The 26,655-nt window shown below is 71.6% G+C and carries 24 protein-coding genes and 1 pseudogene; 11 read left to right on the forward strand and 14 right to left on the reverse strand.

Features of this window, described 5'->3' with window-relative positions:
* Positions 1 to 7: 7 nt before the first annotated feature.
* From AQJ46_RS32255 to AQJ46_RS32275, 5 genes are all read right to left on the reverse strand, one after another.
* On the reverse strand, positions 8 to 2,953 hold the full coding sequence (locus tag AQJ46_RS32255; protein ID WP_059208909.1) for a helix-turn-helix transcriptional regulator: 2,946 nt from the start codon (positions 2,951 to 2,953) through the stop codon (positions 8 to 10).
* A 60-nt stretch (positions 2,954 to 3,013) separates the two neighbouring features.
* A complete protein-coding gene (locus AQJ46_RS32260; protein WP_059208910.1) occupies positions 3,014 to 3,367 on the reverse strand; it encodes a UBP-type zinc finger domain-containing protein in 354 nt (117 codons plus the stop codon).
* Complete coding sequence (locus tag AQJ46_RS58840) at positions 3,364 to 4,821, reverse strand: ATP-binding protein (protein WP_059208911.1); 1,458 nt, start codon at positions 4,819 to 4,821, stop codon at positions 3,364 to 3,366. Before AQJ46_RS58840 ends, AQJ46_RS32260 begins: the two co-directional genes overlap by 4 nt.
* Positions 4,818 to 6,494, reverse strand: a complete 1,677-nt coding sequence (locus AQJ46_RS32270; RefSeq protein WP_059208912.1) for an FAD-dependent oxidoreductase — start codon at positions 6,492 to 6,494, stop codon at positions 4,818 to 4,820. The genes AQJ46_RS58840 and AQJ46_RS32270 overlap by 4 nt, the downstream gene beginning before the upstream one ends.
* A gap of 119 nt (positions 6,495 to 6,613) precedes the next feature.
* Positions 6,614 to 6,967: a VOC family protein gene (locus AQJ46_RS32275; protein ID WP_059208913.1), complete on the reverse strand. Its 354-nt coding sequence runs from the start codon at positions 6,965 to 6,967 to the stop codon at positions 6,614 to 6,616.
* Positions 6,968 to 7,027: 60 nt separating this feature from the next.
* Between AQJ46_RS32275 and AQJ46_RS32280 the strand changes: the two genes are divergently transcribed.
* Positions 7,028 to 7,900: a universal stress protein gene (locus AQJ46_RS32280; RefSeq protein WP_059208914.1), complete on the forward strand. Its 873-nt coding sequence runs from the start codon at positions 7,028 to 7,030 to the stop codon at positions 7,898 to 7,900.
* Between the two features lie 2 nt (positions 7,901 to 7,902).
* Here AQJ46_RS32280 and AQJ46_RS32285 read toward each other — a convergent pair whose 3' ends face one another.
* The 3 genes from AQJ46_RS32285 to AQJ46_RS32295 form a co-directional block, all read right to left on the reverse strand.
* Positions 7,903 to 9,144: a DUF4032 domain-containing protein gene (locus tag AQJ46_RS32285; RefSeq protein WP_059208915.1), complete on the reverse strand. Its 1,242-nt coding sequence runs from the start codon at positions 9,142 to 9,144 to the stop codon at positions 7,903 to 7,905.
* A gap of 41 nt (positions 9,145 to 9,185) precedes the next feature.
* Positions 9,186 to 9,932, reverse strand: a complete 747-nt coding sequence (locus AQJ46_RS32290; RefSeq protein ID WP_059208916.1) for an MBL fold metallo-hydrolase — start codon at positions 9,930 to 9,932, stop codon at positions 9,186 to 9,188.
* A gap of 176 nt (positions 9,933 to 10,108) precedes the next feature.
* On the reverse strand, positions 10,109 to 10,738 hold the full coding sequence (locus AQJ46_RS32295; protein ID WP_059208917.1) for an alpha-ketoglutarate-dependent dioxygenase AlkB: 630 nt from the start codon (positions 10,736 to 10,738) through the stop codon (positions 10,109 to 10,111).
* A 115-nt stretch (positions 10,739 to 10,853) separates the two neighbouring features.
* Between AQJ46_RS32295 and AQJ46_RS32300 the strand changes: the two genes are divergently transcribed.
* The gene (locus tag AQJ46_RS32300; RefSeq protein WP_057611390.1) at positions 10,854 to 11,480 is read left to right on the forward strand and encodes a TetR/AcrR family transcriptional regulator; all 627 of its coding nucleotides are present in this window, start codon (positions 10,854 to 10,856) and stop codon (positions 11,478 to 11,480) included.
* Positions 11,481 to 11,497: 17 nt separating this feature from the next.
* A complete protein-coding gene (locus AQJ46_RS32305; protein WP_059208918.1) occupies positions 11,498 to 13,171 on the forward strand; it encodes an FAD-binding dehydrogenase in 1,674 nt (557 codons plus the stop codon).
* On the opposite strand, the gene AQJ46_RS32310 is transcribed toward AQJ46_RS32305, so the two are convergent.
* Positions 13,168 to 13,518, reverse strand: coding sequence for a DUF488 domain-containing protein (locus AQJ46_RS32310; RefSeq protein WP_059208919.1), 351 nt, complete (start codon positions 13,516 to 13,518; stop codon positions 13,168 to 13,170). The two genes, AQJ46_RS32305 and AQJ46_RS32310, sit on opposite strands and share 4 nt — an antisense overlap.
* 142 nt (positions 13,519 to 13,660) lie before the next feature.
* On the opposite strand from AQJ46_RS32310, the gene AQJ46_RS32315 reads away from it, so the two are divergent.
* Genes AQJ46_RS32315 through AQJ46_RS32335 form a run of 5 tightly spaced genes read left to right on the forward strand, consistent with a single transcriptional unit; the run spans position 13,661 to position 18,898 of the window.
* Positions 13,661 to 15,046 carry a M1 family metallopeptidase gene (locus AQJ46_RS32315; protein ID WP_059208920.1) on the forward strand — a complete coding sequence of 462 codons (1,386 nt, stop codon included), beginning with the start codon at positions 13,661 to 13,663 and terminating at the stop codon, positions 15,044 to 15,046.
* A 41-nt stretch (positions 15,047 to 15,087) separates the two neighbouring features.
* A complete protein-coding gene (locus AQJ46_RS32320) occupies positions 15,088 to 15,843 on the forward strand; it encodes a L,D-transpeptidase family protein (protein ID WP_059208921.1) in 756 nt (251 codons plus the stop codon).
* 18 nt (positions 15,844 to 15,861) lie between these two features.
* Positions 15,862 to 16,563 (forward strand): response regulator transcription factor, encoded by a 702-nt coding sequence (locus AQJ46_RS32325; protein ID WP_059208922.1) that lies wholly within the window; start codon positions 15,862 to 15,864, stop codon positions 16,561 to 16,563.
* Positions 16,560 to 18,389, forward strand: coding sequence for a sensor histidine kinase (locus AQJ46_RS32330; RefSeq protein WP_059208923.1), 1,830 nt, complete (start codon positions 16,560 to 16,562; stop codon positions 18,387 to 18,389). Before AQJ46_RS32325 ends, AQJ46_RS32330 begins: the two co-directional genes overlap by 4 nt.
* Positions 18,390 to 18,448: 59 nt before the next feature.
* Positions 18,449 to 18,898, forward strand: coding sequence for a DUF6098 family protein (locus tag AQJ46_RS32335; RefSeq protein ID WP_059208924.1), 450 nt, complete (start codon positions 18,449 to 18,451; stop codon positions 18,896 to 18,898).
* A 65-nt stretch (positions 18,899 to 18,963) separates the two neighbouring features.
* Here the strand turns inward: AQJ46_RS32335 and AQJ46_RS32340 are convergent, their stop codons facing one another.
* Together AQJ46_RS32340 and AQJ46_RS32345 are read right to left on the reverse strand one after the other, a co-directional pair.
* On the reverse strand, positions 18,964 to 19,218 hold the full coding sequence (locus tag AQJ46_RS32340) for a WhiB family transcriptional regulator (protein ID WP_057611382.1): 255 nt from the start codon (positions 19,216 to 19,218) through the stop codon (positions 18,964 to 18,966).
* A gap of 110 nt (positions 19,219 to 19,328) precedes the next feature.
* Positions 19,329 to 20,549, reverse strand: a complete 1,221-nt coding sequence (locus AQJ46_RS32345) for a saccharopine dehydrogenase family protein (RefSeq protein ID WP_059208925.1) — start codon at positions 20,547 to 20,549, stop codon at positions 19,329 to 19,331.
* A 106-nt stretch (positions 20,550 to 20,655) separates the two neighbouring features.
* On the opposite strand from AQJ46_RS32345, the gene AQJ46_RS32350 reads away from it, so the two are divergent.
* Positions 20,656 to 21,381 (forward strand): TetR/AcrR family transcriptional regulator, encoded by a 726-nt coding sequence (locus tag AQJ46_RS32350; protein WP_059208926.1) that lies wholly within the window; start codon positions 20,656 to 20,658, stop codon positions 21,379 to 21,381.
* Between the two features lie 35 nt (positions 21,382 to 21,416).
* Here the strand turns inward: AQJ46_RS32350 and AQJ46_RS32355 are convergent, their stop codons facing one another.
* Positions 21,417 to 22,307 (reverse strand): LysR family transcriptional regulator ArgP, encoded by an 891-nt coding sequence (locus AQJ46_RS32355; protein ID WP_059208961.1) that lies wholly within the window; start codon positions 22,305 to 22,307, stop codon positions 21,417 to 21,419.
* A gap of 69 nt (positions 22,308 to 22,376) precedes the next feature.
* Here AQJ46_RS32355 and AQJ46_RS32360 point away from each other — a divergent pair, with 69 nt between their 5' ends.
* Both AQJ46_RS32360 and AQJ46_RS32365 read left to right on the forward strand, forming a co-directional pair.
* On the forward strand, positions 22,377 to 22,994 hold the full coding sequence (locus AQJ46_RS32360) for a LysE/ArgO family amino acid transporter (RefSeq protein WP_059208927.1): 618 nt from the start codon (positions 22,377 to 22,379) through the stop codon (positions 22,992 to 22,994).
* A gap of 110 nt (positions 22,995 to 23,104) precedes the next feature.
* Positions 23,105 to 24,400 carry an MFS transporter gene (locus tag AQJ46_RS32365; RefSeq protein WP_059208928.1) on the forward strand — a complete coding sequence of 432 codons (1,296 nt, stop codon included), beginning with the start codon at positions 23,105 to 23,107 and terminating at the stop codon, positions 24,398 to 24,400.
* A 29-nt stretch (positions 24,401 to 24,429) separates the two neighbouring features.
* Here the strand turns inward: AQJ46_RS32365 and AQJ46_RS32370 are convergent, their stop codons facing one another.
* On the reverse strand, positions 24,430 to 24,885 hold the full coding sequence (locus AQJ46_RS32370) for a cyclic nucleotide-binding domain-containing protein (RefSeq protein WP_059208929.1): 456 nt from the start codon (positions 24,883 to 24,885) through the stop codon (positions 24,430 to 24,432).
* 258 nt (positions 24,886 to 25,143) lie between these two features.
* A pseudogene (locus AQJ46_RS32375) lies at positions 25,144 to 26,621 on the reverse strand (aminotransferase class I/II-fold pyridoxal phosphate-dependent enzyme).
* Between the last annotated feature and the right edge of the window lie 34 nt (positions 26,622 to 26,655).

Genomic DNA, 26,655 nt, shown 5'->3' on the forward strand with positions numbered 1-26,655 from the left:
GGCAGCGTCAGCCGCGGGCCGTCGTCTCCGGGGCGATCAACCCCTTGCGGTAGGCGACGGCCACGGCCTCGGTGCGGCTCGCCGCGCCCAGCTTGGCCAGGATGTTGGAGACGTGCACACTCGCCGTCTTGCCGGTGATGAACAGCTCCTCGCCGATCTGGCGGTTGCTGCGCCCCCGGGCGAGCAGCCGCAGCACGTCCTGCTCACGGGCAGTGAGCACCGACGCGGTGGGCGGAGCCTCGGCGAGCCGGCCGCGCCGGATCAGCTCGTCGACCTGCTCGAGCAGCACCGTGGCGCCGAGCCGGGCGAACACCTCACGAGCGGCACGCGCCTCGGACTCGGCTTCCACACGCCGGTCGGCGGCGAGCAGGGCCTCGGCGTACCGCAGCCTGCAGCGCGCCGGTTCGTACACGTCACCGAAGTCGAACGCGGCGACCGCCCTCGCCCAGGCCTCCGGATCCGGCCCCGACCGGGCCCGTGTCCACTCCGCCTCGGCCCGCGCCAGCCAGGCCTGTCCCTCCGGACCCTGCGGTATCCCGCGCTCGCCGTGCGCGGCGGTGGTCCTGGCCAGTTCGACCAGCTCGGTCGCGGTCTCCGCCCAGCGACGCGCCCCGGCCTGGTCCCCCTTGCGGCGCAGATCGTCGGCCCGGTCGGCGACCGCGGACAACGCGAGGGTGGCCAGCCGGACGGTGACGTGAGGAAGCGCGCCCGTGTCGTCCGTCAGCGCCGAGACGGTGGACCGCATCCGCTGTACGGCGTCCTCCGCATCGCCCCGCAGCGCCGCCGCGTCGGTCAGCGCGATGCCCGCGACAAGCGTGGCCATCCAGTCGAAGGGCCCCTCCAGCAGGGCCCGCGCCCGGTCGGTGGCCCTGCGGTCGCCGCGCGCGAGCCCGACGTACAGCGCGGGCGCCATCGTGTACCCGCCGGCCGCGGGCAGCACGTCGGCATCGGCGTGGGCCGCCCGGACACAGTCGTCCCAGCGGCCCAGCGTGTACAGCACCAGCAGCTGCAGGTAGCGCATCTCCATCGGATACGGCGACGACAGCAGCCCGGCGCGACGGGCACGGTCCAGCCCTTCGGTGAGCCAGGGCAGACACTCGTCCAGGTGCCCGGACTCGAAGCAGCCGACGGCGAGATTGAACAGCGCGCGCATCTCCACGGGGGTGCTGCCCGCCCGCCGGGCCAGCTCCCGGGCCTGGCGCAGCCGCTCCCGCCCCGCCTTCGTGCGGCGGCCGCCGCCTTCGAGGACGGCCAGGGAGATCAGCAGATCCGCCTGGGCGTCCGGTACGCCCAACTGCTCGGCGGTGCCGAGGGCCTGCCGGGCGACCCGCAGCGCGACCTCGTTCTCCCCGACGTGCCGGGCCGCCATCACATGGGTGGCCGCGGCCCACACCCAGGTACGGGACGGGGGATCGGCGGGGATCATGGCGAGCGCCTCGCTGCTGTAGGCGAAGGCCGCGGTGAGGTTGTCGACGCTCATCAGGTTCCCGGCGAGCGTGTAGCGTACCCGGGCGGCGAGTTCGGAGTCCGCCTCCTGGCCGACACCGGCGAGCGCGGCGCGCGTGAGCGAGACCGCCCGGTGCAGTTCGCCGGTGTGCGCGGCCGCCGCCGAGGCCCGCAGCATGAGCCGTACCAGGCCGACCCCCTCACCCGAGGGGCGCGCCGTCGGCTCCACCGCCGACCACAGGTCGAGGGCCGCCTCCAGATGCCGTAGCTCCTCGGCGGGCGCCCCCACCCGCTGGGCGTGGTCCGCGGCCTCCAGCGAGGCGGCGAGCGCCTCGGCCAGGTCATGGCTCTCGCGGTAGTGGTGGGCCCGCTCCGCCGCGCTCTCGGCCCGATGCCCGCGCCCGTCGAGCAGCCGGGCGAACGCCCCATGCAGCCGCGCCCGCTCGCCCGGCAGCAGATCGGCGTACACGGCCTCACGAGCGAGGGCATGCCGGAACGTGTACGTGTCCCCCTCGCCGGGCACCAGCAGCTGTCGCCCGATGGCCTCCCGCAGCGCCGTTTCCAGCTCTTCCTCGGGCAGTCGTACGGCATCCCGCAGCAGGTCGTGCTCGACGCGCCGCCCGGCGACGGCGGCGGTGCGCAGCATCTGCTGAGCGGTGTCGGACAGCTGCTCGAACCGAATCAGCAGCACGTCGGCGAGCCCACTGGGCACCCCGCCGTCCCCGCTCCCCGTGGCGGCGAGCAACTCCTCGGCATAGAACGCGTTGCCCTCGGCCCGCTCGACGATCCGCCGCACGGTGTGGTCGGGCAGCGGCCCCTCCCGCAGAGACCGCACCAGCCGGGCCACCTCGCCGTCGGCCATCGGCCGCAACTCCAGCCGCTCGACCCCGGGCAGCCGCACCAGCTCGGCGAGCAGCGGACGCAACGGATGCCGCCGGTGCAGATCATCCGCACGGTACGAAGCGAGAACGGCCAGCCGGTGCGTGGGCGTCCCACCCGCCGACCGCTGGAGGATCCCCCGGCTGAGCAGGAACCGCAGCAGATCGCGGGACGACTGATCGGCCCAGTGCAGATCCTCCAGGACGAGCAGCAGGGGAGCGATGTCCGAGAGATCGGCGAGCAGCCCGGCGATCCCCTCGAACAACCGAAGCCGCCCACCGGAGTCGCCGACAGCGCCGCCGCCCAGCAGTCGTCCCACCGCCGGATACGCGGCGAGGGCATCGGCGAACCGCGCGTCCTGGGCGAGCGCTCCCAGGACCTCGGTGAACGGCAGATACGGCAGGCCGACGTCACCGAGATCGACACAGTGCCCGGTGAGCACGGTCATCCCGGCCGTCGCGGCCCGCCCCGTGACCTCGTCCAGCAGCCGTGTCTTGCCGACCCCGGCGTCCCCGGCGACGAGGACTGCCCGAGCCTCCCCGCTGCGGGCACGCTCCAGCACACCTGAGAGCCGGGTCAGTTCGTCTTCCCGGCCGATGAGAGGCGTACTGATGGAGATCTGCGACACGAATACATCCTGGCACTTGCCTCTGACAGGGGCTTGACCGACCTCAGGGGCGCGGGGAACTCATCTGCGCAACGTTCGGGCCCAATCCGCCGGCACCCGCCCCTCCGGCCCAGGAGCCGGCTGACCCTCCGGATGACTCCCCGGCGCCGCGAGCTCGGGCCCCGCCTCGAACATCTCACTCGTCTCGAAGTTCCAGAACCACTCCTCACCCGGCTCGAAACTCTGCACCAGGGGATGCCCCGAGTCCCGGAAATGCCCGGTCGCGTGCTGCCCGGGCGAGGAGTCACAGCACCCCACGTGCCCGCACTGCGCACACCGCCGCAGATGGAACCACCATCCGCCCGCCGCGTCGCACTCCACGCACCCGTCCCCGCTGGGCGGCACACTCGGGTCGAGCCCCTTGATGTCGGTCATTCCGGCTCCTCGGTCGTGTCGTTGTCCGCGGCGGTCAGCGGAAGCAGCACCTGGAAGCGGGTGTCGCCCGGTGACGACTCCACCTGAAGCGACCCGTGGTGCTTGTTGACCACGATCCGCCAGGAGATGTCGAGCCCGAGCCCCGTCCCCTCGCCCACGGGCTTGGTGGTGAAGAAGGGATCGAAGATACGCCCGCGGATGTCCGGCGGCACCCCGGGCCCGGTGTCCCGGAACTCCACCAGCAGCCGGTCGTTGTCGAGCGCGGTCCGGACGGTCAACGTCCCGTCCCCGCCGACGGTGTTGATGGCCTGCACCGCGTTGTCGATCAGGTTCGTCCACACCTGGTTGAGTTCGGCGGGGTAGGCCGGGATCCTCGGCAGCGTCCGGTCGTACTCCTTGACCACCTTGATCTGCTGCCCGATCTTCCCGGACAGCATCAGCAGCGTGCTGTCGAGGAGTTCGTGTACGTCGGCCACCTGATACGGCGCCCGGTCCAGCTGGGAGTACTGCTTCGCCGCGTCGACGAGATGCGAGATACGGGCCGTGGAGTCGTTGATCTCGTCCATCAACAGCTCGGTCTCGACGGTGTAGTTGAGCCAGCCGATCGCGTTCGGCAGGATCTCCTCGTCCACGGCCGCCGCGATCTGGTCCAGCCAGTCCACGTCGAGGCCCGCCTGCACGAAGGTGGGGGCGATCCGCCAGCCCTCCTGGATGCCGTGGTCGTCGAGCCAGTCGCTGAGCGCGTCCTCCCGGTCCGAGGCCTCCAGCGGGCTCAGCACAGGCGCCTTGGCCACCCGTTCGGCCGTGCGCTCCTGGATGTCGATGAGGTTCGCCATCACCTCGGGGCTGTAGGAGCCCTGCGCGATGACGGCGAGCTTGTGGCGCATCTTGCCGACCCGCTCGCGCAGCGTCGCCGTGGCCCGCACGGCCGCCGCCGCCGGGTTGTTGAGCTCGTGCGTGAGACCGGCGGACAACGAGCCGAGCGCCAGCAGCCGTTCCCGCTGCCCGATGGCCCGCTGGGTGTTCTTCGAACCGAAGAAGAGCCCCTCCAGCAGATGGACCGCCATCGGGAACCATTCCTGCATGAAGGCCGAGAACGCCTCCGCGGGCAGCACGAAGAACCGCGAAGGCTCCGTCACCCGCATGGAGTTGTTGTAGGTCTGCCGCACCCGGTCCCCGAGATAGGCCTGCATGGACCCCGCGTACACCCCGCGCTGCGAGGTGCGGCTGACCTCCACGTCGTCGCCGCCGACCCGGCGGGAGAGGACGACTGTGCCCTCGACCATCACGTAGAAGCAGGTGGCGGGTTCACCCTCGGTGTACACCGGACCGGGTTCGAACCGCTCCACCCGGCCCGCGGCGCACAGCTGACCGAGCTGCTCGGGGGACAGCTTCTCGAACAGGAACAGCGATCCGATCTCCCCGGGACTGCACGGCATCAACTGCCCGCTCATGACTGCTCCAGGTACCGGTGGACGAGCATCACGGCCATGGCTCCCTCTCCGACGGCGGACGCGACCCGCTTCGCGGACTCGGCGCGCGCGTCGCCCGCGACGAACACGCCCGGAATGTTGGTCTCCAGGTGGTACGGCGGCCGGTCCAGCTCCCAGTCCGCGGGCGGCCGCCCGTCGGCGGTGAGGTCGGGCCCGGCCAGGATGAACCCGTGCTCGTCCCGCAGCACCGTGCCGTCCAGCCAACCGGTCAGCGGGGCCGCGCCGATGAACACGAACATCCACTGCGCGTCGACGAGTTCGGTCTCCCCGCTCTCGGTGTCGCGCAGGGTCAGCTGCTCCAGGTGGTCGGAGCCGTGCGCGGCCTCGACGACGGTACGCGCGCGTACCGAGATGTTGGGAGCCTCCTCGATCTGCTGGATCAGGTAGTGCGACATCGAGGCGGACAGATCGGGTCCGCGCACCAGCAGGGTCACCGACTTGGCGCCCCGGGACAGGTACATCGCCGCCTGCCCCGCCGAGTTGGCGCCTCCGACGATGTAGATGTCCTGCCCCTGGCAGGAGGCCGCCTCGGTGAGTGCCGAGCCGTAGAACACCCCGCAGCCGGTCAGGTCCGTGCAGCCCGGCGCCTCCAGCTGCCGGTACGACACGCCGGTCGCCAGGATCACGCTGTGCGCGGCCACCGCCGACCCGTCCGAGAAGCGCACGGTGCGGGCCGCGCCGTTGACCTCCAGGCCGGCCACCTCACGGGCGGTGAGGATCTCCGCGCCGAACTTCGTCGCCTGCCGGCGGGCCCGGTCGGTGAGCTGGGCGCCCGACACACCGTCGGGGAAGCCCAGGTAGTTCTCGATCCGTGAGCTCTGCCCGGCCTGACCACCGGTCGCCGACCGCTCCACGAGCACGGTCCGCAGCCCCTCCGAGGCCCCGTACACCGCCGCTCCGAGCCCGGCCGGGCCGCCGCCGATGACGACGAGGTCGTAGAAGTCGGCGGTCGGGGTCGTGGCGAGGCCCACGTGGGCGGCCAGATCGGGTGCCTCCGGCTTGACCAGGGGCGTGCCGTCGGGGGTGATCACCACCGGCAGCCGCTGCCCGTCCTGCCCCGCGGCGGCCAGCAGCCGCTGCCCCTCCGGCTCCTCCGTGGAGTACCAGCGGTACGGCACCTGGTTGCGGGCCAGGAACTCCCGCACGTCCGAGGATCGCGCCGACCAGCGGTGTCCGATCACCTTGGTGGCGGGCACCGGCCGGTAGTCGCTGCAGCGCCACGCCTCCAGGAGGTCGTCCAGCACCGGATAGAGCTTCTCCTCGGGCGGGTCCCACGGCTTGAGGAGATAGTGGTCGAGATCGACGACGTTGATCGCGTCGATCGCCGCGCTGGTGTCCGCGTACGCCGTCAGCAGCACGCGACGGGCTCCCGGATACACGTCCAGGGCCTGTTCGAGGAACTCGATGCCGTTCATCTGCGGCATGCGGTAGTCGGCCAGGATCACCGCCACGAGGTCGCCGCGCAGCTTCAGCTCCCGCAGCGCCTCCAGCGCGGACTCCCCGGACTCCGCGCGCACGATCCGGTACGACTCGCCGTAACGCCGCCGCAGATCGCGGGCGACGGCGCGGGAGACCCCCGGGTCGTCGTCCACGGTCAGGATGACGGTCCGCGCCGATTCGGCGGCCTGTGCCATACGTCTCCCACCCCGAGTGGTCGGTCAGGGCCCAGCGCCCCCCGTGGTCACCGACCCGGTCCCGCCCATCGTATGTTCGATCGCCGGGCTACGCGCAGGTATGGCTGACCCTGCCGGGGTCAGGCCCGGCGCTCGCCCAGCACGCAGAACTCGTTGCCCTCGGGATCCATGAGCGTCACCCAGGGCACCTCGCCCTGCCCCACGTCCGCGTGCCGGGCGCCCAGGGCGAGGAAGCGGGTCACCTCGGCCTCCTGGTCGTCCGGACGGAAGTCGAGATGGAGCCGGTTCTTGACGGTCTTCGCCTCCGGCACCGGCACGAAGAGCAGCCCCGGCATCCGGTCCTTCTCGGGACGGATCTCGAACTCGTCGGGGGCCTCCTCGACCACCACCCAGCCCAGCGCCTCGGCCCACCAGCGCCCGAGGGCGACGGGATCGGCCGAGTCCACGATGACTTGTTCCCATTCCAGTGCCATGAGGGCAGCGTAGTGAAGACTGGACCGCACGCACGTGACCGCTGACAGGAAGGCCACCGCATGACCCGCCCGATCACCGCAGGGATCGACGGAACCGAGGAGAGCATCGCCGCGCTGGACTGGGCCGCGCGGGAGGCGGTCCGGCGAGACATGGCGCTACGGGTGGTGCACGCGTGGCGGTTCCAGCCGTACGAGGGGATCGACGCGGGGGACCGGGACACCCAGGAGGGGTGGGCGCGGGACGCCGTGGGCGAGGCCGTCCGGGCGGTCACCGGGCGGCACACCGGGCTCGACGTGTCCACCGAGGTCGTCGAGGGCGGCAGCGTGGACGTGCTGGTGGCCGCCGCGGCCGACGCCGAACTGCTGGTCCTCGGCTCCCGCGGGCACGGGCCGGTCGTCGGCTTCCTGCTGGGCTCGGTGGGCCAGCAGGTGATCGCCGAGGCGGCTCGGCCCGTGGTCCTGGTGCGCGCCGGGGACCAGGCCACCGCGGAGGCCTCCGGGCGCGAGATCGTCGTGGGCCAGGAGGGCGACCCGGAGGACAGCGCCGACGTCCTGCGGTTCGCCTTCGAGACGGCGGCGGCACGGGGGGCCACCGTGCGTGCCGTACGGGCCTGGACGCTGCCGCCGGTGTTCGCGTACAGCCCCGGCTCGCTGAAGCTACTGGACGAGGCCGGCGGGCTGGAGCCGTACGAGAAGAAGGCCCTGGCCTCGGCGCTCCAGCCGTGGCGGGAACGCTTCCCCGGCGTGCCGGTCGTCGAGCACATAGAGATGGGCAGCGCGGGGCAGGTGCTGCTGTCGGTGACCGCGCGGGCCCAGCTGATGGTCGTCGGCCGCCGGGCCCGCCGTACCGCTGTGGGATCCCGGATCGGGTCGGTCGCGCACGGCGTGCTGCACCACGCGGACTGCCCGGTGGCCGTGGTGCCGCACGCCTGAGGTCAGTCCGCGGTGGCGGGGGTGGGCTGGAGCGTCTCCCGGGCCTTGGGGAGGATGTTCTTGATGTAGTCGTCCACCGCCGTGTCAAGGCCGATGTCGTGCTGGGCCCGCTCGGACAGGTACCAGCGGTGTTCCAGCAGCTCGTGGTAGATCTCGGCCGAGTCCATCGACCCGCGCATCTCGAGCGGCACGGCCCGCACCGTGGGCCGGAAGACGTCCCGCACCCAGCGGTGGGCGAGCACCTCCGGGCGGGCGCCGAGGGGGTCGCCCGGAGCGTAGTCGTCCTGGGTGGCCATCCAGCTCTCCAGGTCGTTCAGGAGCCGGCGGGCCTGGTTCTCCTCGGTGTCCAGGCCCGTCAGGCGCAGGAGCTGGCGCTGGTGGTGGCCCGCGTCCACGACCTTCGGCACGAACGTGACCGTGTCGCCGTTCGGCGCGTGCTCGATCTGCATCTCGGCCACGTCGAAGCCGAGTTCGTTGAGCCGGCGGATCCGGCGCTCGATGAAGTGGTACTTGCCCGCCGGGTAGACGGACCTACGGGTCAGCTCTTCCCACAGGCTGTTGTAGCGCGAGCAGATCTCCATGCCGAACTCGATCGCGTCCACCGAGGGGTGCAGCGCCCCGGAGGCCTCCAGGTCGAGCAGCTCGCCGCTGATGTTCACACGGGCGAGGTCGAGGTCGTACTCCCGCTGCCCGGGGCTGAGCTGCGGATGCAGGTCACCGGTCTCGGCGTCCACCAGATAGGCGGCGTAGGCGCCCGCGTCCCGTCTGAACAGCGTGTTGGACAGTGAGCAGTCGCCCCAGGCGAACCCGGCCAGGTGCAGGCGGACCAGAAGCACGGCCAGCGCGTCCATGAGGCGGTGCATGGTGGCGGGTCGCATGGTCGTCTCGAACATCGAGCGGTACGGCATCGAGCCGCCCAGATGCCGGGTGACCAGCACCGGCTCCAGCGGGGCCTCGTCGCTGTCGGCGCGCCCGGTGACCACGGCGAGCGGATCGACGGCGGGGATGCCGAGCCGGTCCAGGTCGCGCAGCAGTTCGTACTCGCGCAGCGCCGGGCGCTCGGCGAGCTCCTTCACGGCGATGACCTCGTCACCGGCCCGGGCGTAGCGCACCACGTGGCGTGATATGCCGCGCGGCAGCGGGACCAGGACCTCCTCCGGCCACTGCTCCAGCGGCAGCTGCCACGGCAGTTCGAGCAGGAGCGCGGGGTGCTCCGGGTTCGTCGCGCTGATCTGCAGTGCCATCGGTGCTCTGTCCTTGCCTGGTCGGTGATCGTCACCTCACCTTAGAGCGCACGGTCCCTGGCCTGAAGTGCCGCTTCACGGACTGGACCACGGTGGACCGGCCCGTGCCCCGGCAGCAGGACATCTCCCTCCAGTTCCGCGAACACGTCCAGTGACGCCACGGCACGGGCGCGCTCGTGATGGAACATGTCCGGCAGCAGCTGGGGCCCCTTGACCCGCGAGGTGGGGTGACCGCTCACCAGGCCGTCGCCGGAGATCACCACGCCGCGCTCGGGGAGGTGGAAGGCGCAGTGCCCGTCGGTGTGGCCCGGCGTGTACACGGGCACCGGACGGCCCGGCAGATCGAGCGTGCCCTCCGCCGGGAACGGCTGCGGGGAGGCGACGGGCACATGGGCCGTGCCGCCCACCCGGATCGCGTGCACCGCCCACGGCAGCACACCGGGCCGCCAGCCGTTCCGCAGGACCGTCCCGACGGACACCTGGTGCAGGAACTCCCGCCGCGCGTGCGGCACTTCGGCCTCGTGCAGGTAGACCGGCGTGCCGTAGGTGCTGCGCAGATACTCGGCGGAGCCGAGGTGGTCGTTGTGGGCGTGCGTGATGAGCACGGCGGTGACCGCCTCCGGTGAACTCCCCACCTCCGCGAGGGACGCGAGTACCTGCTCCCGGTCGCCCGGGTAGCCGGTGTCGACCAGCGTGGCGGCGCTTCCCTCGGTCAGGATCACCCAGTTGGTGTTGCTGCCGTGCACCAGATAGGTGCCGTCCGCGACTTGCTGCACGCCTGCGCTCATGATCGCCCCACCCGATGAGTCCCTGCCCGACGGCACACAGCAAAGCAGACGCTCAGGCGATCCGGAGCGGCGGGTACCGGTCCTCCAGCGGTCAACTTCCGTGGTGACAAGGCTGCCTCCGGCACCGTCCGCCGGAGGCAGCCCCCGCGTGCGGCGGAAGCAGCCGCCTCTCTGCCTCAGCGCACGCCGTTCGGGCGGAACTGGATGCTGATGCGCGGTCCCGTGGCGCGCGTGGACTTCGGCACGGCGTGCTCCCAGGTGCGCTGACAGGAGCCGCCCATCACGATCAGGTCGCCGTGTCCCAGCGGCCGCCGTACGGTCCCGGCACCGCCGCGCACCGGTCGCAGCACCAGGTCGCGTGGCGCGCCCACGGAGAGGATGGCGACCATGGTGTCCTCCCGGGCGCCCCGCCCGGTCCGGTCGCCGTGCCAGGCGACGCTGTCCCGGCCGTCGCGGTAGTAGCAGAGCCCGGCGGTGGTGAAGGGTTCGCCCAGCTCCTCGGCGTAGTGCGCGGTGAGCGCCTCGCGGGCCTCGGTGAGTACGGGATGCGGCAGCTCGTCGTCCACACCGTAGAAGGCGAGCAGGCGCGGTACGTCGACGACGTGGTCGTACATCGTGCGGCGCTCCGCCCGCCACGGCACCTCCGCGGCCAGCTGTTCGAAGAGGGGGCCGGAGCCGCCGAGCCATGCGGGCAGTACGTCGATCCAGGCGCCGAAGCCGAGCACGGTACGGCGGATCCCGTCGAGGGGGCCGAGCCGCAGCTGGTCGGTCTGGTCGAAGAGAGAGCCCTGGAGGTGCGCGGTCATGGATCCAGCGTACTCCTTATTCGAAAACTTGTTCCAATAAAATCTGCTGAGCTGTTCGGCTCTTTCGATGCATCGCTGTATCGGATACATTCGCGTATCGAACGGAGGACCCGACATGGCGACACAGGACACGACCAGACGCGTGACCAGGCGCCGGGTCCGCACGCGTGCCAATCTCCTGGACGCGGCCTTCGCGGTGTTCGCCGCCAAGGGCTTCGGGCGCGTGTCGATCGAAGAGGTCTGCGAGGCCGCCGGATACAGCCGGGGCGCCTTCTACTCGAACTTCGACAGCCTCGACGAGCTCTTCTTCGCGCTCTACCAGCAGCGCGCGGACCTGATCGCCGAGCAGGTCTCCGGCGCGCTCGCCCTCGACGGGCCCGAGCTCGACGTGCTGGCCGCCGTCGACCGGGTCACCGAAGTGCTGCTCCTCGACCGGGACTGGCTCCTGGTCAAGACCGACTTTCTGGTGCACGCCGCCCGCGTGCCCGAGGTCGCCCGGACCCTGCTCGAACACCGGGCGCGGCTCAGGCGGGCCGTCGCCGACCGGCTGGCACGCGCGCGTGGACACGCGGAACTGCCCGCCGTGCTGGCCGACGTCGAGGACGCCGCCCACGCCGTGGTCGCCGCCTACGACGGTGTCACCGTCCAACTGCTGCTGGACGGGGACCTCGAGCGGGCCCGGGTCTGGCTGAAGCAACTGCTCACCGCGCTGCTCACCGACGGCAGCGACACCACCGTATGAGGGAAGGGACGGTCGCCATGGATGCCGACGTCATCGTCGTCGGAGCGGGGCTCGCGGGCCTGGTCGCCGCGCACGAGCTCACCAGCCGCGGCAAGAGGGTCGCGCTGGTCGACCAGGAGAACGCCGCCAACCTCGGCGGCCAGGCCTTCTGGTCCTTCGGCGGACTCTTCCTGGTCGACTCCCCGGAACAGCGGCGCCTCGGCATCAAGGACTCCTTCGACCTCGCCTGGAACGACTGGCAGGGCAGCGCGCAGTTCGACCGCGTCGACGACGAGGACTCCTGGGCGGTGCGCTGGGCGCGCGCCTACGTCGAGTTCGCGGCGGGGGAGAAGCGGTCCTGGCTGGAGGGGCACGGGATCAAGTTCCTGCCGACCGTCGGCTGGGCCGAGCGCGGTGACCTCACCGCCCACGGACACGGCAACTCCGTGCCCCGCTTCCACGTCGCCTGGGGCACCGGCACCGGGGTCGTCGAGCCCTTCGTGGGGTACGCCAAGCAGGCCGCGCGTGACGGACTGCTGACCTTCTACCACCGCCACCAGGTCGACGAACTGGTCGTCGAGGACGGCACCGCCCGCGGCGTGCGGGGCACGGTGCTGGCCGAGGACAACTCCGCGCGCGGTGTCGCCTCCAACCGTGACCGGGCCGGCGACTTCGAGCTCACCGCCCACGCCGTCGTCGTCACCACCGGCGGCATCGGCGCAAACCACGACATCGTCCGCCGCTACTGGCCCGAGCGGCTCGGCACCCCGCCCGCCGAGATGGTCACCGGCGTGCCCGCCTACGTCGACGGCCGGATGCTCGACATCAGCGCCGGCGCCGGCGTCCGGCTGGTCAACCGCGACCGCATGTGGCACTACACCGAGGGCATCCAGAACTGGGACCCGATCTGGCCCGGCCACGGCATCCGCATCCTGCCCGGCCCCTCGTCCCTGTGGTTCGACGCCCTGGGCCGCCGGCTGCCCGACCCCTGCCTGCCCGGCTACGACACCCTCAGCACCCTCAGGCACCTGCGCACCACCGAGGACATCGCGGACCACGACCACTCCTGGTTCATCCTCACCCAGAAGATCATCGAGAAGGAGTTCGCGCTCTCGGGCTCCGAGCAGAACCCCGACATCACCGCGAAGGACCGCGCGGGCTTCCTCAAGGAGCGGCTCCTCGGCAAGGGAGCTCCGGGACCGGTCGACGCGTTCCTGCGCAAGGGCGCGGACTTCGTGACCGCCCCGAACCTGGAGCAATTGGTCGAGAAGATGAACGGGCTCACCGACAAGGCCCTGCTCGACGCCGCCGTCATCCGCCGCCAGATAGAGGCCCGCGACCTCCAGATCGCTAACTCCTACAGCAAGGACGCCCAGGTGCAGGGCATCCGCAACGCCCGCCGTTACATCGGCGACCGCCTCGGCCGGGTCGCCACCCCGCACCGCATCCTCGACCCCGCCGCCGGCCCCCTCATCGGCGTCAAGCTGCACGTCCTGACCCGCAAGACCCTCGGGGGCATCCAGACCGACCTCGACTCCCGAGCCCTGGGCACCGACGGCAAGCCCCTCGAAGGCCTGTACGCGGCGGGTGAGGTCGCCGGCTTCGGCGGCGGCGGTGTGCACGGCTACAACGCGCTCGAGGGCACCTTCCTCGGTGGCTGCCTCTTCTCGGGGCGCGCGGCGGGCCGGGCGGCGGCCAAGCAGGTCGGCTAGGACTCCAGCAGGCGCGCCAGCACGGTGGCGTGGCTCCGCTCCGGCGTCTTCGACGCGGTCAGCAGGGTCACGTCACCCTTGTCCGCCAGCTCCCGGACCCGGTCGAGAAGTCCGGACGCCTCGGGACCGGTCAGCTCCGCCTCGTAGCGCTCGGCGAACTCCTCGTACGACCCCTCGCCGGCGTGGTACCAGCGGCGCAGCTCGGTCGACGGGGTGAGCGCCTTCGGCCACTCGTCCACGCGGGCCGCGTCCTTGGACAGCCCGCGCGGCCAGAGCCGGTCGACCAGGACGCGCACGCCGTCCGCGGGCTCGGGGGGTTCGTAGACACGGCGGATGCGAACGCTCACGGACGGCCTCTCGACGAAGGGAGGGTGTGCGTCGGGAGCGTACTGCGCGGCCGGGCGCGACTTGACCTGATCAAGGGTGAGTTGCGGCGGAGGCGGCCTTTAGTGTGAAGCGTTGCCCACCCCCCGACCTGTAGGAGCGCACGTGCCGAAGGCCGTCAGACGCACTCTCGTCCTCGCCACCACCCCCGTCGCCCTCGTGGCGCTGCTCGGGGCCGGCGCGCCTCCGTCGACGGGTTCGTCCGGAGCCGGCGATCCCTACTTCCCGCTCGCCGGGAACGGCGGATACCACGTCGACCACTACGATCTGACGCTCGGTTACGACCCCGGCAGCGGCCGTCTCGACGGCAAGGCGGTCCTCACCGCCCGCGCCGGCCAGCGCCTCAGCCGCTTCGACCTCGACTTCAAGGGCCTGACCGTCACGGGCCTGACGGTCGATCACGCCAAGGCCGGCTTCCACCGCGACGGACAGGAACTGGTCGTCACCCCGAGGCGCGCCCTGCGCAAGGGGGAACGGTTCACCATCACCGTGACCTACCAGGGCAAGCCCCGCCCCGTCACCGACCCGGACGGCTCGCTCGACGGCTGGATCCCCACCGACGACGGGGCCTTCGTCGCCGGGGAGCCGCAGGGCGCCATGACTTGGTTCCCGGCGAACAACCACCCCACCGACAAGTCGTCGTACGACTTCACGATCACCGTCCCCAAGGGGCGCACCGCGGTCGCCAACGGTGTCCTCCTCTCCCGGCGGACCACGCACGGAAAGACCACGTTCCGCTGGCGCCAGAGCGAGCCCATGGCGGCCTACCTGGCCACGGCCACCGTCGGAAAGTTCGACGTGCAGCAGTTCACCACCAAGAGCGGCATCCGGGTCTACAACGCCGTCGACCCGCGCGAGGCCGCCGCGGCAGCCCCGGTCCTCAAGAAACTGCCCTCCGTCCTGGAGTGGGAGAGCAAGCTGTTCGGGCCCTATCCGTTCCGTGCGGCGGGCTCCATCGTGGACCGCGCCCCGAACGTCGGCTACGCGCTGGAGACCCAGAGCCGTCCGGTCTACGACCGGGCACCCGACCTGAGCACCCTCGTCCACGAGAACGCCCACCAGTGGTTCGGCGACTCCGTCTCCCTCACCTCCTGGAAGGACATCTGGCTCAACGAGGGCTTCGCGACCTACGCGGAGTGGCTCTACGCCGAGCAGCACGGCGGCGACAGCGCGCAGAAGGCCTTCGACGACCTGTACGCGAAGCCCGCGAGCGACGACCTGTGGGAATTCCCGCCCGGCGACCCCGGCAGCGGCGCCAACATCTTCGGCACCCCCGTCTACGCCCGGGGCGCCATGACCCTGCACGCGCTGCGCACGAGGGTCGGCGACCGGGCGTTCTTCCTGATCCTGCGCGCCTGGGCGTCCGGGCACCGCGGCGGCAACGGGACCACCGCGCAGTTCCAGCGCCTTGCCGAACGGGTGTCGGGGAAGGACCTGGACAGCCTGTTCCAGACCTGGCTCTACGCACCGGGTAAACCGAACCGGCCCTAGAACCTGACGAGTTCCTCAAAAGTGTCGGCCAGAGTCGTTGCATGATCACACGCAGAACCCACGTGGCCCTGCTCGCCGCATCCCTGCTTCTCACCGGATGCGGCGGCGGTGCCGTGGCCAGCACGGAGGGCCCGCTGACGCCCTCTCAGGAGATTCCTGATCCCACGCCCACGCCCACACCCTCGCCGGAGATATCCGTCGAGGTCGCCCCCCAGCAGATACCCGGGCTCGGGCCGAAGACATGGGCGAAGGTGCCGGCGGACGCACGACAGGCCGTCGTGGTCACCGGGCGGGGCCGCGACTCGTCAGCCTCCGCCGTGGTCCTGTACGAGCGCACCGAGGCCGGCTGGCAGGCCGGTGCGAGCTGGCCCGCACACAACGCCCTCAAGGGCTGGACCGACCACCACCTGGCGGGCGACCTGCGCTCACCGATCGGCGTCTACACCCTCACGGACGCCGGAGGGCTGCTGAAGGACCCCGGCACCAAGCTGCCGTACGACCGCGGCGTCGGCTTCACCGCACCCGGCACGGGCTTCGAGGGCGAGCCGCTGGCCGGATCCTTCGACTACGTGATCGCCATCAACTACAACCGGCAGCCCGGGACTTCACCGCTGGACTGGACCCGGCCCCTCGGCGCGGGGCGCGGCGGCGGGATATGGCTCCACGTCGACCACGGCGGACCCACCCACGGCTGCGTGAGCATCGCCGAGGACCACATGAAGGAGCTGCTCCGCACCCTGGATCCGGACCTCCATCCGGTCGTCGTCATGGGCGACGCCAAGTCCCTGGCCCGCTGACCGCTTAGGATCCGCCAGGTGTGCGCACATGTGCTGGTTGCCGAGGACGACGAGATGCAGGCCGAACTCATACGGAGATCCCTGCTCGCGGAGGGCCACACCGCCACCGTGGTCCACGACGGCCGGGCCGCCCTGGACGCGGCCCGGCGGCTCGCCCCCGACCTCGTCGTCCTGGACCTGATGCTTCCGGTGATCGACGGCTTCGGCGTGTGCCGGGTGCTGCGCCGCGACGAGGACATTCCCGTCGTGATGCTCACCGCCCGGTCGGAGGAGGACGACGTCCTGCTGGGCCTGGAGCTGGGCGCCGACGACTACATCACCAAGCCGTACAGCCCGCGCGAACTGATGGCCCGTATCCGGACCGTGCTCAGGCGCAGCGGACGGGGCGCGGTCACCGACCGGCCCGAGGATCCCGTCGTGCGCGCCGGAGGCCTGGCGGTCGATCCCGTACGGCACGAGGTGCGCTGTGACGGGGCACCGGTGGACTGCACGCCGGCCGAGTTCGAGATCCTCCTCGCCATGGTCGCCGAGCCGGAACGGGTCTTCTCACGGCGGCAGTTGCTGGAGGTCACCCGGGGCACCGACCGGGCCTCCACCGAACGGGCCGTGGACGTGCACATCATGAACCTGCGCCGCAAGATCGAGGCCGACCCGCGCCGGCCGGTGCGGCTGCTGACGGTGTTCGGCGTGGGCTACAAGCTCAGCGGCGGCCGCGGATGAGTGCCCGTATACCCCTGCACAAGCGGCTGCTGGTCCGCCTGCTGATCACCTCCGGGCTCATCGCCGTGTGCTCGGTGGCCGCGACCGCCTGGCTGGCCGTGGCGACCACCACCCAGGCCCTGCGCGAGGAACAGGGGCAGGCACTCGCCGACGACATGGAGGTCCTCGCCGAGCTCAGCGGATACGCGGCGACCCACCCCGACTGGACCGGCGTGGCCGCCACCGTGCGGGAGCTGTCCGCGAAGACCGGCCGGCGCATCGCCCTCGTCACCCCCGACCGCAGGACCGTCGCCGACTCGGCTGCCCGCGGCACCGCCCTGCCGCCGAGCGCCGCCGCCACCGTCGACCCGCTGCGCACGGACACGTACAGCGAACGCGGCGCCCAGATCGGCGGCATCGACCCTCGGGTGGTCGGCCCGTACCGGCTCACGAAGGGGGAACGTACCGAGATCGACGCCAACGCGCGCAGACGCCAGTCCTGCTTCGCCCGGAACGGCATCGAGACCACCATCGTGCACACCCCGAGCGGCCGGGCGGTCCTCACCGAAGCGGACAGCTCCGCGCAGCCCTCCTATGTGCCCGACGCCTGCGCCGACGGCGTCCTGAACACGCCGATGCCCACGGAGCAGAAGGCCCTGGCCGCACTCCAGGCAGGGGCGCGCGCCTGTCTGACCCGCAATGGCCTGAGCGCCGAGACACCGCTGAGTGTCGGCGCCGGGCTCGCGGGCACCGACTTCCGGTCCCCGTCGCTGGCGCCCACCTTCGTCAAACAGGACGCGAAGGAGGCACGCGAGGCCCAGGCCTGCCTCGACGACGCCCGCCGCGCCCAGCTCGACCCGTACGTGGCCCCGGTGGCCGAACTCTTCCTGGGCACCGGGGACACGCCCGCCGTGCTGTTCGACATGTCCCCGGCCAACAAGGCCAAGGTCGTGGGCACCGCGGGTCTCGTGCTCGCCGTCACCGTCGCCGCCACCGCACTGGTCGCCACCCGGCTGGTGCGCCCGCTGCGCGCGCTCACCGCCGCGGCCCAGCAGCCGCCCGAACTCCATGTGCGCGTCCCCGTCACCACCCGCGACGAGACCGGCATCCTCGCCGTGGCCTTCAACGACCTGACCGAACGCCGCGAACGCCTGGAAGCCCAGCGCAAGGCGATGGTCAGCGACATCGCCCACGAACTCCGCAGCCCGCTCACCAACATCCGCGGCTGGCTGGAGGTCACGCGGGACGGTGTCGTCGACCCCGACCCCGCCCTCCTCGCCTCCCTGCACGAGGAGGCCCTCGTCCTCCAGCGCGTCATCGACGACCTCCAGGACCTGGCCGCCGCCGACGCCGGCACCCTGCGTCTGCACCGGGAGCCCGTCCGCTGCGACGAACTCCTCCAGCAGGTCGCCGCCGCCCACCGCGTCACCGCCGGCGCGGCCCGGGTCGAACTGCGCACCGACATCGACGGCGAGCCCTGGCTGGACGCCGACCCGCTGCGGATGCGGCAGGCGCTCGGCAACCTGGTCTCCAACGCCGTGCGCCACACCCCGGCCGGCGGCACGGTCACCCTGTCCGCGCGCCGGGACGGCGAGGACATCGCCTTGGCGGTCGCCGACACCGGCACCGGCATCGCGCCGGACGACCTGCCGCACGTCTTCGACCGGTTCTGGCGCGCGGAGAAGTCCCGCAGCCGCCGTACCGGGGGATCGGGCCTCGGCCTTCCCATCGTCCGCCACCTGGTCGCCGCCCACGGCGGAACGGTCGAGGCGGCGAGCGAGCCCGGCGTCGGCAGCCTCTTCACCCTGCGGATGCCGGGGGCCCCGCCGCCTCAGCCGTACGCCTGATTTTCTTCGTGACGCGCCGGGTACCCCGTATGCCTGCGAAAGGAGAGGGAGGTCGGGACATGAGCGTGTCGGACGGGTTGCCGGTGGTAATGACACTCGCTGAACTCGGGAGCCTGACCGAACGGCACGGACAGCTGTACGTCCGCTGGTCGTGCGGCCCCAAGGTGGATCTGGCCCGCGTTTCCAGCACCGACGAACTCACCGGCGTGTCCCTGCCGGGACTGTCGGCGAACCCGCTCGACGTGGAGGAGTGGTGGCAGGGCCGACCCGTGCAGCTGTGGGTGGCGCGCCGCCTCTACGACTACTCGCACCTTCCGCACGAGAAGGGCCCGGACGTACGCCCCTGGGTCCTCCAGGGCCGCGAGCAGGGCCGGGGGCCGGACAACGAGCCGCTCGTGACGGACGTGCGGCCGATGGGCTGGATCGATACCCGGGTGATCGACGAGGCGCGGGCCGAAGTGGAGCGGCAGGAGAACTCCTGGGGTCCGCTGCGCCGCACGGCTCGCTGAACGGGCCCGGTCGCCGCACATGGCGTCGACCGGGCCCGATCGTCGGGCCCGCTGAACGGACCCGGTCAGCCGGACCTTCTCCGCGCGGCGGCCGCGCGCCGGGCGAGTGCCCGGCGTTCCGTCTCGCTCGTGCCGCCCCAGACGCCGATTCCCTGCCCGGTGTCGAGTGCCCACTGAAGACACTGCTCCTGGACGGGGCAGCGCCGGCAGACGGACTTGGCCTGCTCCGTCTGGACCAGTGCGGGACCGGTGGTGCCGATCGGGAAGAAGAGGTCCGGGTCCTCGCGGCGGCACGCGGCATGGGTTCGCCAGTTGTCCATCAAATGTCACCTGCGATCGAAGTCGTACGTGCCCTCGTGCATGCCTTACTCGCTTTCGGGTCACCTGTCGATGCGCGGTGAAACAATCGGGTCCTGTGGGACTCGCCCGGTCACTGCTCCCGCAGGCCCCACGGGGAGCCGTACGCGGTCAGCAGATCAAGGAAGGGGCGGGCCGGGAAGGCCTCCGGACCGAGGACGCCCGCGCCGGACCAGGCGCCGGTGGCGAGGAGTTCGAGGGCGACGACCGGGTTCACGGCGGTCTGCCACACGACCGCCTGACTGCCGTACTCCGCCATGGACCACTGGTTGTCGACCACGTGGTAGAGGTACACCTCGCGCGGCGCCCCGTCCTTGACACCCTTCACCCAGGTGCCGGCACAGGTCTTGCCGTGCATCCGCTCGCCCAGCGTCGCCGGATCGGGCAGACATGCGGCCACGACGTCCCGCGGCGAGACCGCGACCGGCCCCGCGGCGCTCGGCACGGTCACCGGCTCGGTGCGGTCCAGGCCGAGCAGGTGCAGTGTCTTCAGCGTCTCCACGAACTCGCGGCCCAGTCCGTACTTGAAGGTGACCCGGCGCGCACCGACCCAGCGGGGGACGAGCAGCACCTCTTCGTGCTCCACGTTCACGCACTCGACCGGGCCGATGCCCTCGGGGAAGTCGAAGACCTCCGGCTCGCTGAAGGGTTCCGTCGTGAACCAGCCGCGGTCGGCCTCGTAGACCACGGGAGGGTTCAGGCACTCCTCGATGGTGGTCCAGATGCTGAAGGAAGGGGCGAAGTCGTAGCCGTCGACGGTGAGATCCGCGCCGTCGCGGACACCGATCTCCTCGATCTCGTCGAAGAGCTCATCGGCCGCGTGCCGGGCGAAGACGTCCGAGAGGCCCGGCTCCACACCCATGCCGACGAGGGCCAGGGCGCCCGCCTTCTCCCACTCCTCGGCCTGCGCGAACTGCTCGTCGCCCAGCTTGACCCGGCACTCCTCGTACGGCCGCTCGGGATGCGGACGCGACAGGGACATCGCCATGTCGACATAGTTCGCCCCGGCGGAGTGCGCCGCCCGGAACAGGGGCATCACGAACCGCGGGTCGGTGGCGTTGAGGAGGACGTCGCAGGCGTGCCGCTCCAGCAGGGCGGTCACGGCCGACTCGTCGTTCGCGTCCACGCGCTCGGCGCGGAACCGGTCGGCCCGGTCGCCGAGCGCGGTCACCGCGGCCTCGGCGCGGGCCGGGTCGTAGTCGGCGACGACCATGACGTCGAAGAACGGCCGCCGGGCGGCGATCCGGGTGATGGCCGTGCCGACGCCCCCGGCGCCCACGAGCAGTACACGCATGACAAACACTCCCTTACGGGTCAAAGGTCGCAGTACGGGGCCCCTGGCGGAGATACAACGCCGTGCGCTCGTTTAAGGTCAATGGCGTTGGCATAAGGAGGCCGCCATGCCGAAGCCCGTGGTCCCCGAGGACAGGCGCCGTCGGCGCAGGCCCACCAGGAGCGGGACCGTGCTGTCCGAGGGGCTGATCGTCGAGACGGCTCTGCGGATGCTCCGCGAACACGGCAGCACCGGGCTCACCGCCCGCCGCCTGGGTCTGGCCCTGGACGCCGACCCGAGCACGCTCTACCGCTACTTCCGCGGCATGGACGAGCTGACGCTGGCCATCGGCGACGCCCTGATCGGACAGGCGCTGGAGGGCTGGGCGCCGACGGGGCGGTGGCGGCACGATCTGCGCGAGGTGGGCCTGCGCATCCACGCCGCGTACGTCGCCCATCCCCAGGCCGCCGTGCTGACGACCAGCAGGGTCACCGGCCGGGCCAACGAACTGGCCGCGGACGAGGCGGTCCTGGACCTCCTGCGCAGGGCGGGCTTCCCGCTTCCGGACACGGTGCGGATCTACCACGCCTTCATCGACCAGACTCTGGCCTTCGCCGCCCTGGACGCGGCGTCCCTGGCCCTGCCGAGCGCGGCGCTGGACGCCGACGAGTCCATGTGGCGCTCGACGTACGCCCACTTGCCCGGCGACCGCTACCCCCGCATCGCGGAGGCGTCACCTCTTCTGGCCACCCGCATGGTCACCAGCGCCTATCCGACGGCCTTGGACATGCTCCTGGACAGCGCCGAGAGGGAGCTGGGCAACGCTGAGAGGGAGCTGGACAGCGCCCCGTAACGGATCCCCGTCCCCGACGGCTAGGAGCGGCGGCTTCATGTGAGCCTTTCCGACGCGGCCGCCGCCACCGCCTCCGCCACCGCGGCCAGCGCGGGCGAGTCCAGCTTCCACTGCTGCCAGTACAACGGCACGTCGACCGGCCGATCCGGCGCCAGCGAGATCAGCCGCCCCTCACGCAGCAACGCCCCCGCCTGAATCTCCGGCACCATCCCCCACCCCAGTCCCAGCGAGACCGCCTCCACGAACCCCTCCGACGCCGGCACCGCATGCCGTACCCGACTCGCCCCACCGCTGCCCAGCTGCCGCAGGAACCCGTCCTGGATGTCGTCACTCCGGTCGAACGTCACCACCGGCGCCTCCGCGAGCCCCTCCCTCGGCGACCCCTCGAGATACCGCGACACGAATCCAGGACTCGCCGCGGCGAGATATCGCATCCGCCCCAGCGCCCGCACGGAACACCCCGACACGGCCTCGGGTGAGGACGTCACCGCCGCCATCACCAGCCCCTCCCGCAGCAGCTCCGCCGTGCGTGTCTCGTCCTCGCGCCGGAGTTCGAAACACAGCCGCTCCCGTTCGGGAACCCGCGTGAGCGCCCCGAGGAACCAGGTCGCCAGGGAGTCAGCGTTCACCGCGACCGAGACCCGGGTCACCTCACCCTCGCCGGGCATGCCCAGCTCGGCGAGAGCGTCCCGCTCCAGCCGGGCCAGCTGCCGGGCGAACCGCACCACCACCTCGCCCGACTCGGTCGGCCGCACCGGTTTCATGCGCACCAGCAGCACCCGCCCCGTGCGCTGCTCCAGCGCCTTCACCCGCTGACTCACCGCCGAAGGGGTCACATGCAGAGCGGCGGCCGCGGCGTCGAACGTGCCCTCGTCGACCACCGCGAGCAGAGTCCGCACCTGGTCCAGGGGTAGCTCGGTCATCATCACAACAGCTAATGATACGTAAGAATCTTTAGCTGTACGTGCAGTGATCGTCTCCGTACCGTCGAAGCCATGCCCGCTTCCCTGTCCGCCGCTGCCGCCGGTTTCGGCACCGGCCTCTCGCTCATCGTCGCCATCGGCGCCCAGAACGCCTTCGTCCTGCGTCAGGGGATCCGCCGCGACGCCGTCCTCGCCGTCGTCGGCATCTGCGCCCTGTCCGACGCCCTCCTCATCGCTCTCGGCGTCGGCGGCGTCGGCGCCGTGGTGGTCGCCTGGCCGGGCGCGCTGACCCTCGTCGGCTGGATCGGCGGCGGATTCCTGCTCTGCTACGGCGCCCTCGCCGCCCGCCGGGTCCTCAGGCCGGGGGAGTCGGGCCTGCGGGCGGAGGGCGAGGCGACGGGCTCCCGGAAGCGCGCGGTACTGACCTGTCTGGCCATGACCTGGCTCAACCCGCACGTCTACCTCGACACCGTGTTCCTGCTCGGATCCGTGGCCGCCGACCGCGGTCCACTGCGCTGGACCTTCGGGCTCGGTGCCGTGCTCGCCAGTCTGTGCTGGTTCGCGGCGCTCGGCTTCGGCGCCAGGCTGCTCAGCCGCTTCCTCGCCAGGCCGGCCGCCTGGCGCGTGCTCGACGGACTCGTTGCCGCCACGATGGTCGCGCTCGGCGCCACGCTGGTGGCCGGAGCGTGACGTCATCAACGGCCGGGTCCACAAGCTGAGATACCGCGTCCCGGATTCCTGGACGGTGCTGCGATAGTGAACCCCGGATCCGTTAGATGTAACGAGCAACCAGGACACGTGTGGACACCGGCGAGAGCAGCACCGAACCCAGGACACCGGCGGCGGACGAGGCGCCGCCGCCCCGGCGCGGCTGGCGTCGCTGGGCGATGGACACCCGCCCGTTGCGCATCCCGGCCTACCGCCGGCTGTGGAGCTCGACCATCGTCACGGCCGTCGGCAGCCAGCTCACCGCCGTCGCGGTGCCCAAGCAGATCTACGACATCACCGGCTCCTCGGCCTGGGTCGGCGCCGCGAGCATGGCGGGACTGCTGCCGCTGATCGTGTTCGCGCTGTGGGGCGGCGCGGTCGCCGACAGCATGGATCGCCGCAAGCTGCTGCTGATCACCAACAGCGGAATCGCCGTCACGTCCGTCCTGTTCTGGCTCCAGGCCGTCAGCGGGCTCGACTCGGTGGCGACCCTGATGGTCCTGCTCGCGGTGCAGCAGGCGTTCTGGGGCCTGAACGCTCCCGCCCGCAACGCCTCCATCGCCCGTCTGGTCCCCGAGGCACAGCTGCCCGCCGCCAACGCCCTCGGTTCCACCGTCATGCAGACCGGCCAGGTGGTCGGTCCCCTGCTCGCGGGTGTCCTGATCCCGGTGATCGGCCTGCCCGAGCTGTACCTCATCGACGCCCTGGCGCTGTGCGTCACGGTGTGGGCGGTGTACCGGCTGCCCTCCCTGCCGCCGCTCGCGGCCGCCGCGGCGCGTCGGGCCGGCGTCCGCGAGATCGCCGAGGGCTTCCGCTACATCTCCGCGCACAAGGTGCTGTTGCTTTCCTTCCTCGCCGACATCATCGCCATGGTCTTCGGCATGCCCCGGGCCCTGTTCCCGCAGCTCGCCTCCGAGACCTACGCCTCCTACGACGAGGGAGTCGCGCTGGGCCTGCTGTTCGCCGCGATCCCGATCGGGGCCGTGGTCGGCGGGCTGTTCTCAGGCGTCTTCTCACGGGCCCGTCGGCATGGCTGGATGGTCATCGGCGCGGTCGTCGCCTGGGGGGTGGCCATCACCGGCTTCGGGCTGAGCGGCAGTCTGTGGCTCGCCGTGGTGTTCCTGGCCGTGGCCGGGGTCGCCGACATGGTCTCGATGGTGTTCCGCGGGGCGATCCTGCTCTCCGCCGCGACGGACGAGATGCGTGGCCGGATGCAGGGTGTCTTCACCGTCGTCGTGGCGGGCGGCCCCCGCCTCGCCGACGTCCTGCACGGCACCGCCGGCTCGGCCTTCGGCGCCCGGCCCGCGGTCGCCGGCGGCATCCTGGTCGTCGCCGTCATGCTGACCCTGGCCTTCACCTTCCCGGCGCTGCGCCGCTACCGCGTCTGAGACCTGGAGAGCCTCCTGGCGCCACAGCCCTAGAGACCACCGCGCCGGTGCGTGCCGTACTGCTCCATGAGCTTGCCCCGGGTGGTCTCCAGCCGGTGGGCGAGGATCTCGGCGACGCTGCGGACCAGGATCATGCCGAGCTGCTGGTCCTCCTCGCACAGCCGGAGCACCGCCGCGGCGTCGAACTCGTGGGCCCGCACGGGGCTGAAGGCCTCCGCGCCGAAGTCCCACCGGTAGGGCGGGAACAGCCAGGACCAGCCGAGGAGGTCGCCCGAGCCGAGTCCGCCGACCGTGACCCGGTGGTGCGCGGTCACCTGCTGGGTCAGTGAGACCGCTCCGGAGCGGATGACCCAGAAGCGGTCGGCCGTGCCGCCCGCCTCGAAGATGTGGAAGTCCTCGGGGAAGGAGACCTCCTTGGCGAGCGTCATCAGGCTCTGGCGCTGCGGCTGCGGCAGTGCGGTCAGCAGTTTTATCGCTTTGGTCATGACGCGGGGCTCCTCGCCGGCGATGGATTCCGGTGTTGTGCCTACGCCCATTTCAGCGGCTGCCGCCGTCCGGGGCACCTCGGCGGAGGTGAGGATCTGGTCAGGGCATGAAAAAGCCCTGGCTGGACGGGGGAGGCCAGCCAGGGCAGACAGAGGTGGTGTCGGAGGACGGTATGTCGACCCCGTCACCACGTATGAATGAACCGTAAACCATCCATGGCGATTTCGCGCAATCGAAACCGAGGCGCGTGACCGGTTTCACTCGGCGGACGCGTTTACCACCCTGATCGTCTCCAACTCCGCGTCGGCGGGATCGGGCAGGTTCATGCCCGCGGCCAACCCGGTCCGCAGACATTCCAGCACGGGCTCGGTCAGCAGTTCACCGGGCAGCACGGCCGGGATCCCCGGCGAGTACGGCGTGATCATCTCGGCCGCGATCCGCCCGGCGGCCTCGGCGACCGGCACGTTCGCGGCCGGACCGAAGAACGCGTCCCGGGGAAGCCTGGCCTGCTCCATCCGCAGCTCGGACGGCGGCGGTACCTCCACCCGCGGGGCCGGGCCCAACTCCGGCGCCGCCCGGGCGAGATCCCTGAGCGCCTCGAGCAACTCGTCGGTCGTCTCCTCGTCGTCGCCGTGGGTGATCTGCATCCCGATCCGGCGGTGGTCCGTGAGATGGGCGTCGATGTGCCGGTGCTCGCGCAGCCAGTCCGCGGCCTGGAACCCCGTGATCCCGAGCCCGTCGAGGTCGATGACACCGGGCAGCGGATCGAAGTCGTCGGCCAGGCCGGGCCCGCAGAAGTCGTCGCGGTCGTCGACGTTCATCCCGTCGATCTCCTCGATCGCGGAATGGACCCGTGCCGCGAGATCCAGTGCCCCGCCCATCAACTCCTTGCCCCGCAGCGCCATCTGTCGGCGCCAGCCGTCCAGACCGGCGTACAGCAGCACCGAGGGACTGGTGGTGCCCAGCAGGTCGGCGCGCATCTTCAGCAGATCCGGCGGGACGAGGTCACCCCGCAGAGGGAACACCGACCCCTGCTCGAAACCGCTGCCCATCTTGTGGATGCTGGTCACACAGATGTCGGCGCCCGCGTCCATGGCCCAGGACGGCAGATCGGGATGGAAGGGCAGGTGCGCGCCCCACGCCTCGTCCACGACCAGCGGGACCGAACGGCGGTGGCAGACCTCGGCGATGTCCCCGAGCCGCGCAACTGCCGTAGGGCGTCGGGCTGGTGACCAGGGCGCCCTTCGCGTCGGGATGGGCTTCGAAGGCCCGCTCGTACTCCGCGGCGGACGGCGGGTGCGCCAGGTGGCGTTCGGCGTCCCACCGCGGCTCGATCCAGACCGGCTCGATCCCCGACAGGATCAGCCCGGACACCACCGACTTGTGGGCGTCCCGCCCGATCAGCAAGTTTCTCGTGCGGACCCGCGACGGCCAGCATCGCCGCCTTCACCGAGAGGGAACTCCCGCACGTGGTGAAGCACGTGTGCTCGGCGTGCACGGCGTCGGCCATCAGCTCCTCGGCCCGCTCCAGCACCCGCCCCCGGGTCAGCCGGTCGTCCGGACCGCCCGAGGCCAGTACATCCCCGAGGAAGACCGCGTCACCCAGCGTCTCCCGAACCGCCGGGTCGGCCCCACGGGCCTGTTTGTGCCCCGGCGGTGTGAAGGACAGCTGTCCCCGGCGGTGGTAGTCGGCCAGAGCTTCCAGAACGGGTGCTTGGGTGTGGTCGACAGTCATGGCCCCCGGGTGCCCGGCCCGGACGTCCGTCAAG

The organism is Streptomyces canus (genome assembly GCF_001514145.1).
Lineage (GTDB): Bacteria > Actinomycetota > Actinomycetes > Streptomycetales > Streptomycetaceae > Streptomyces > Streptomyces canus.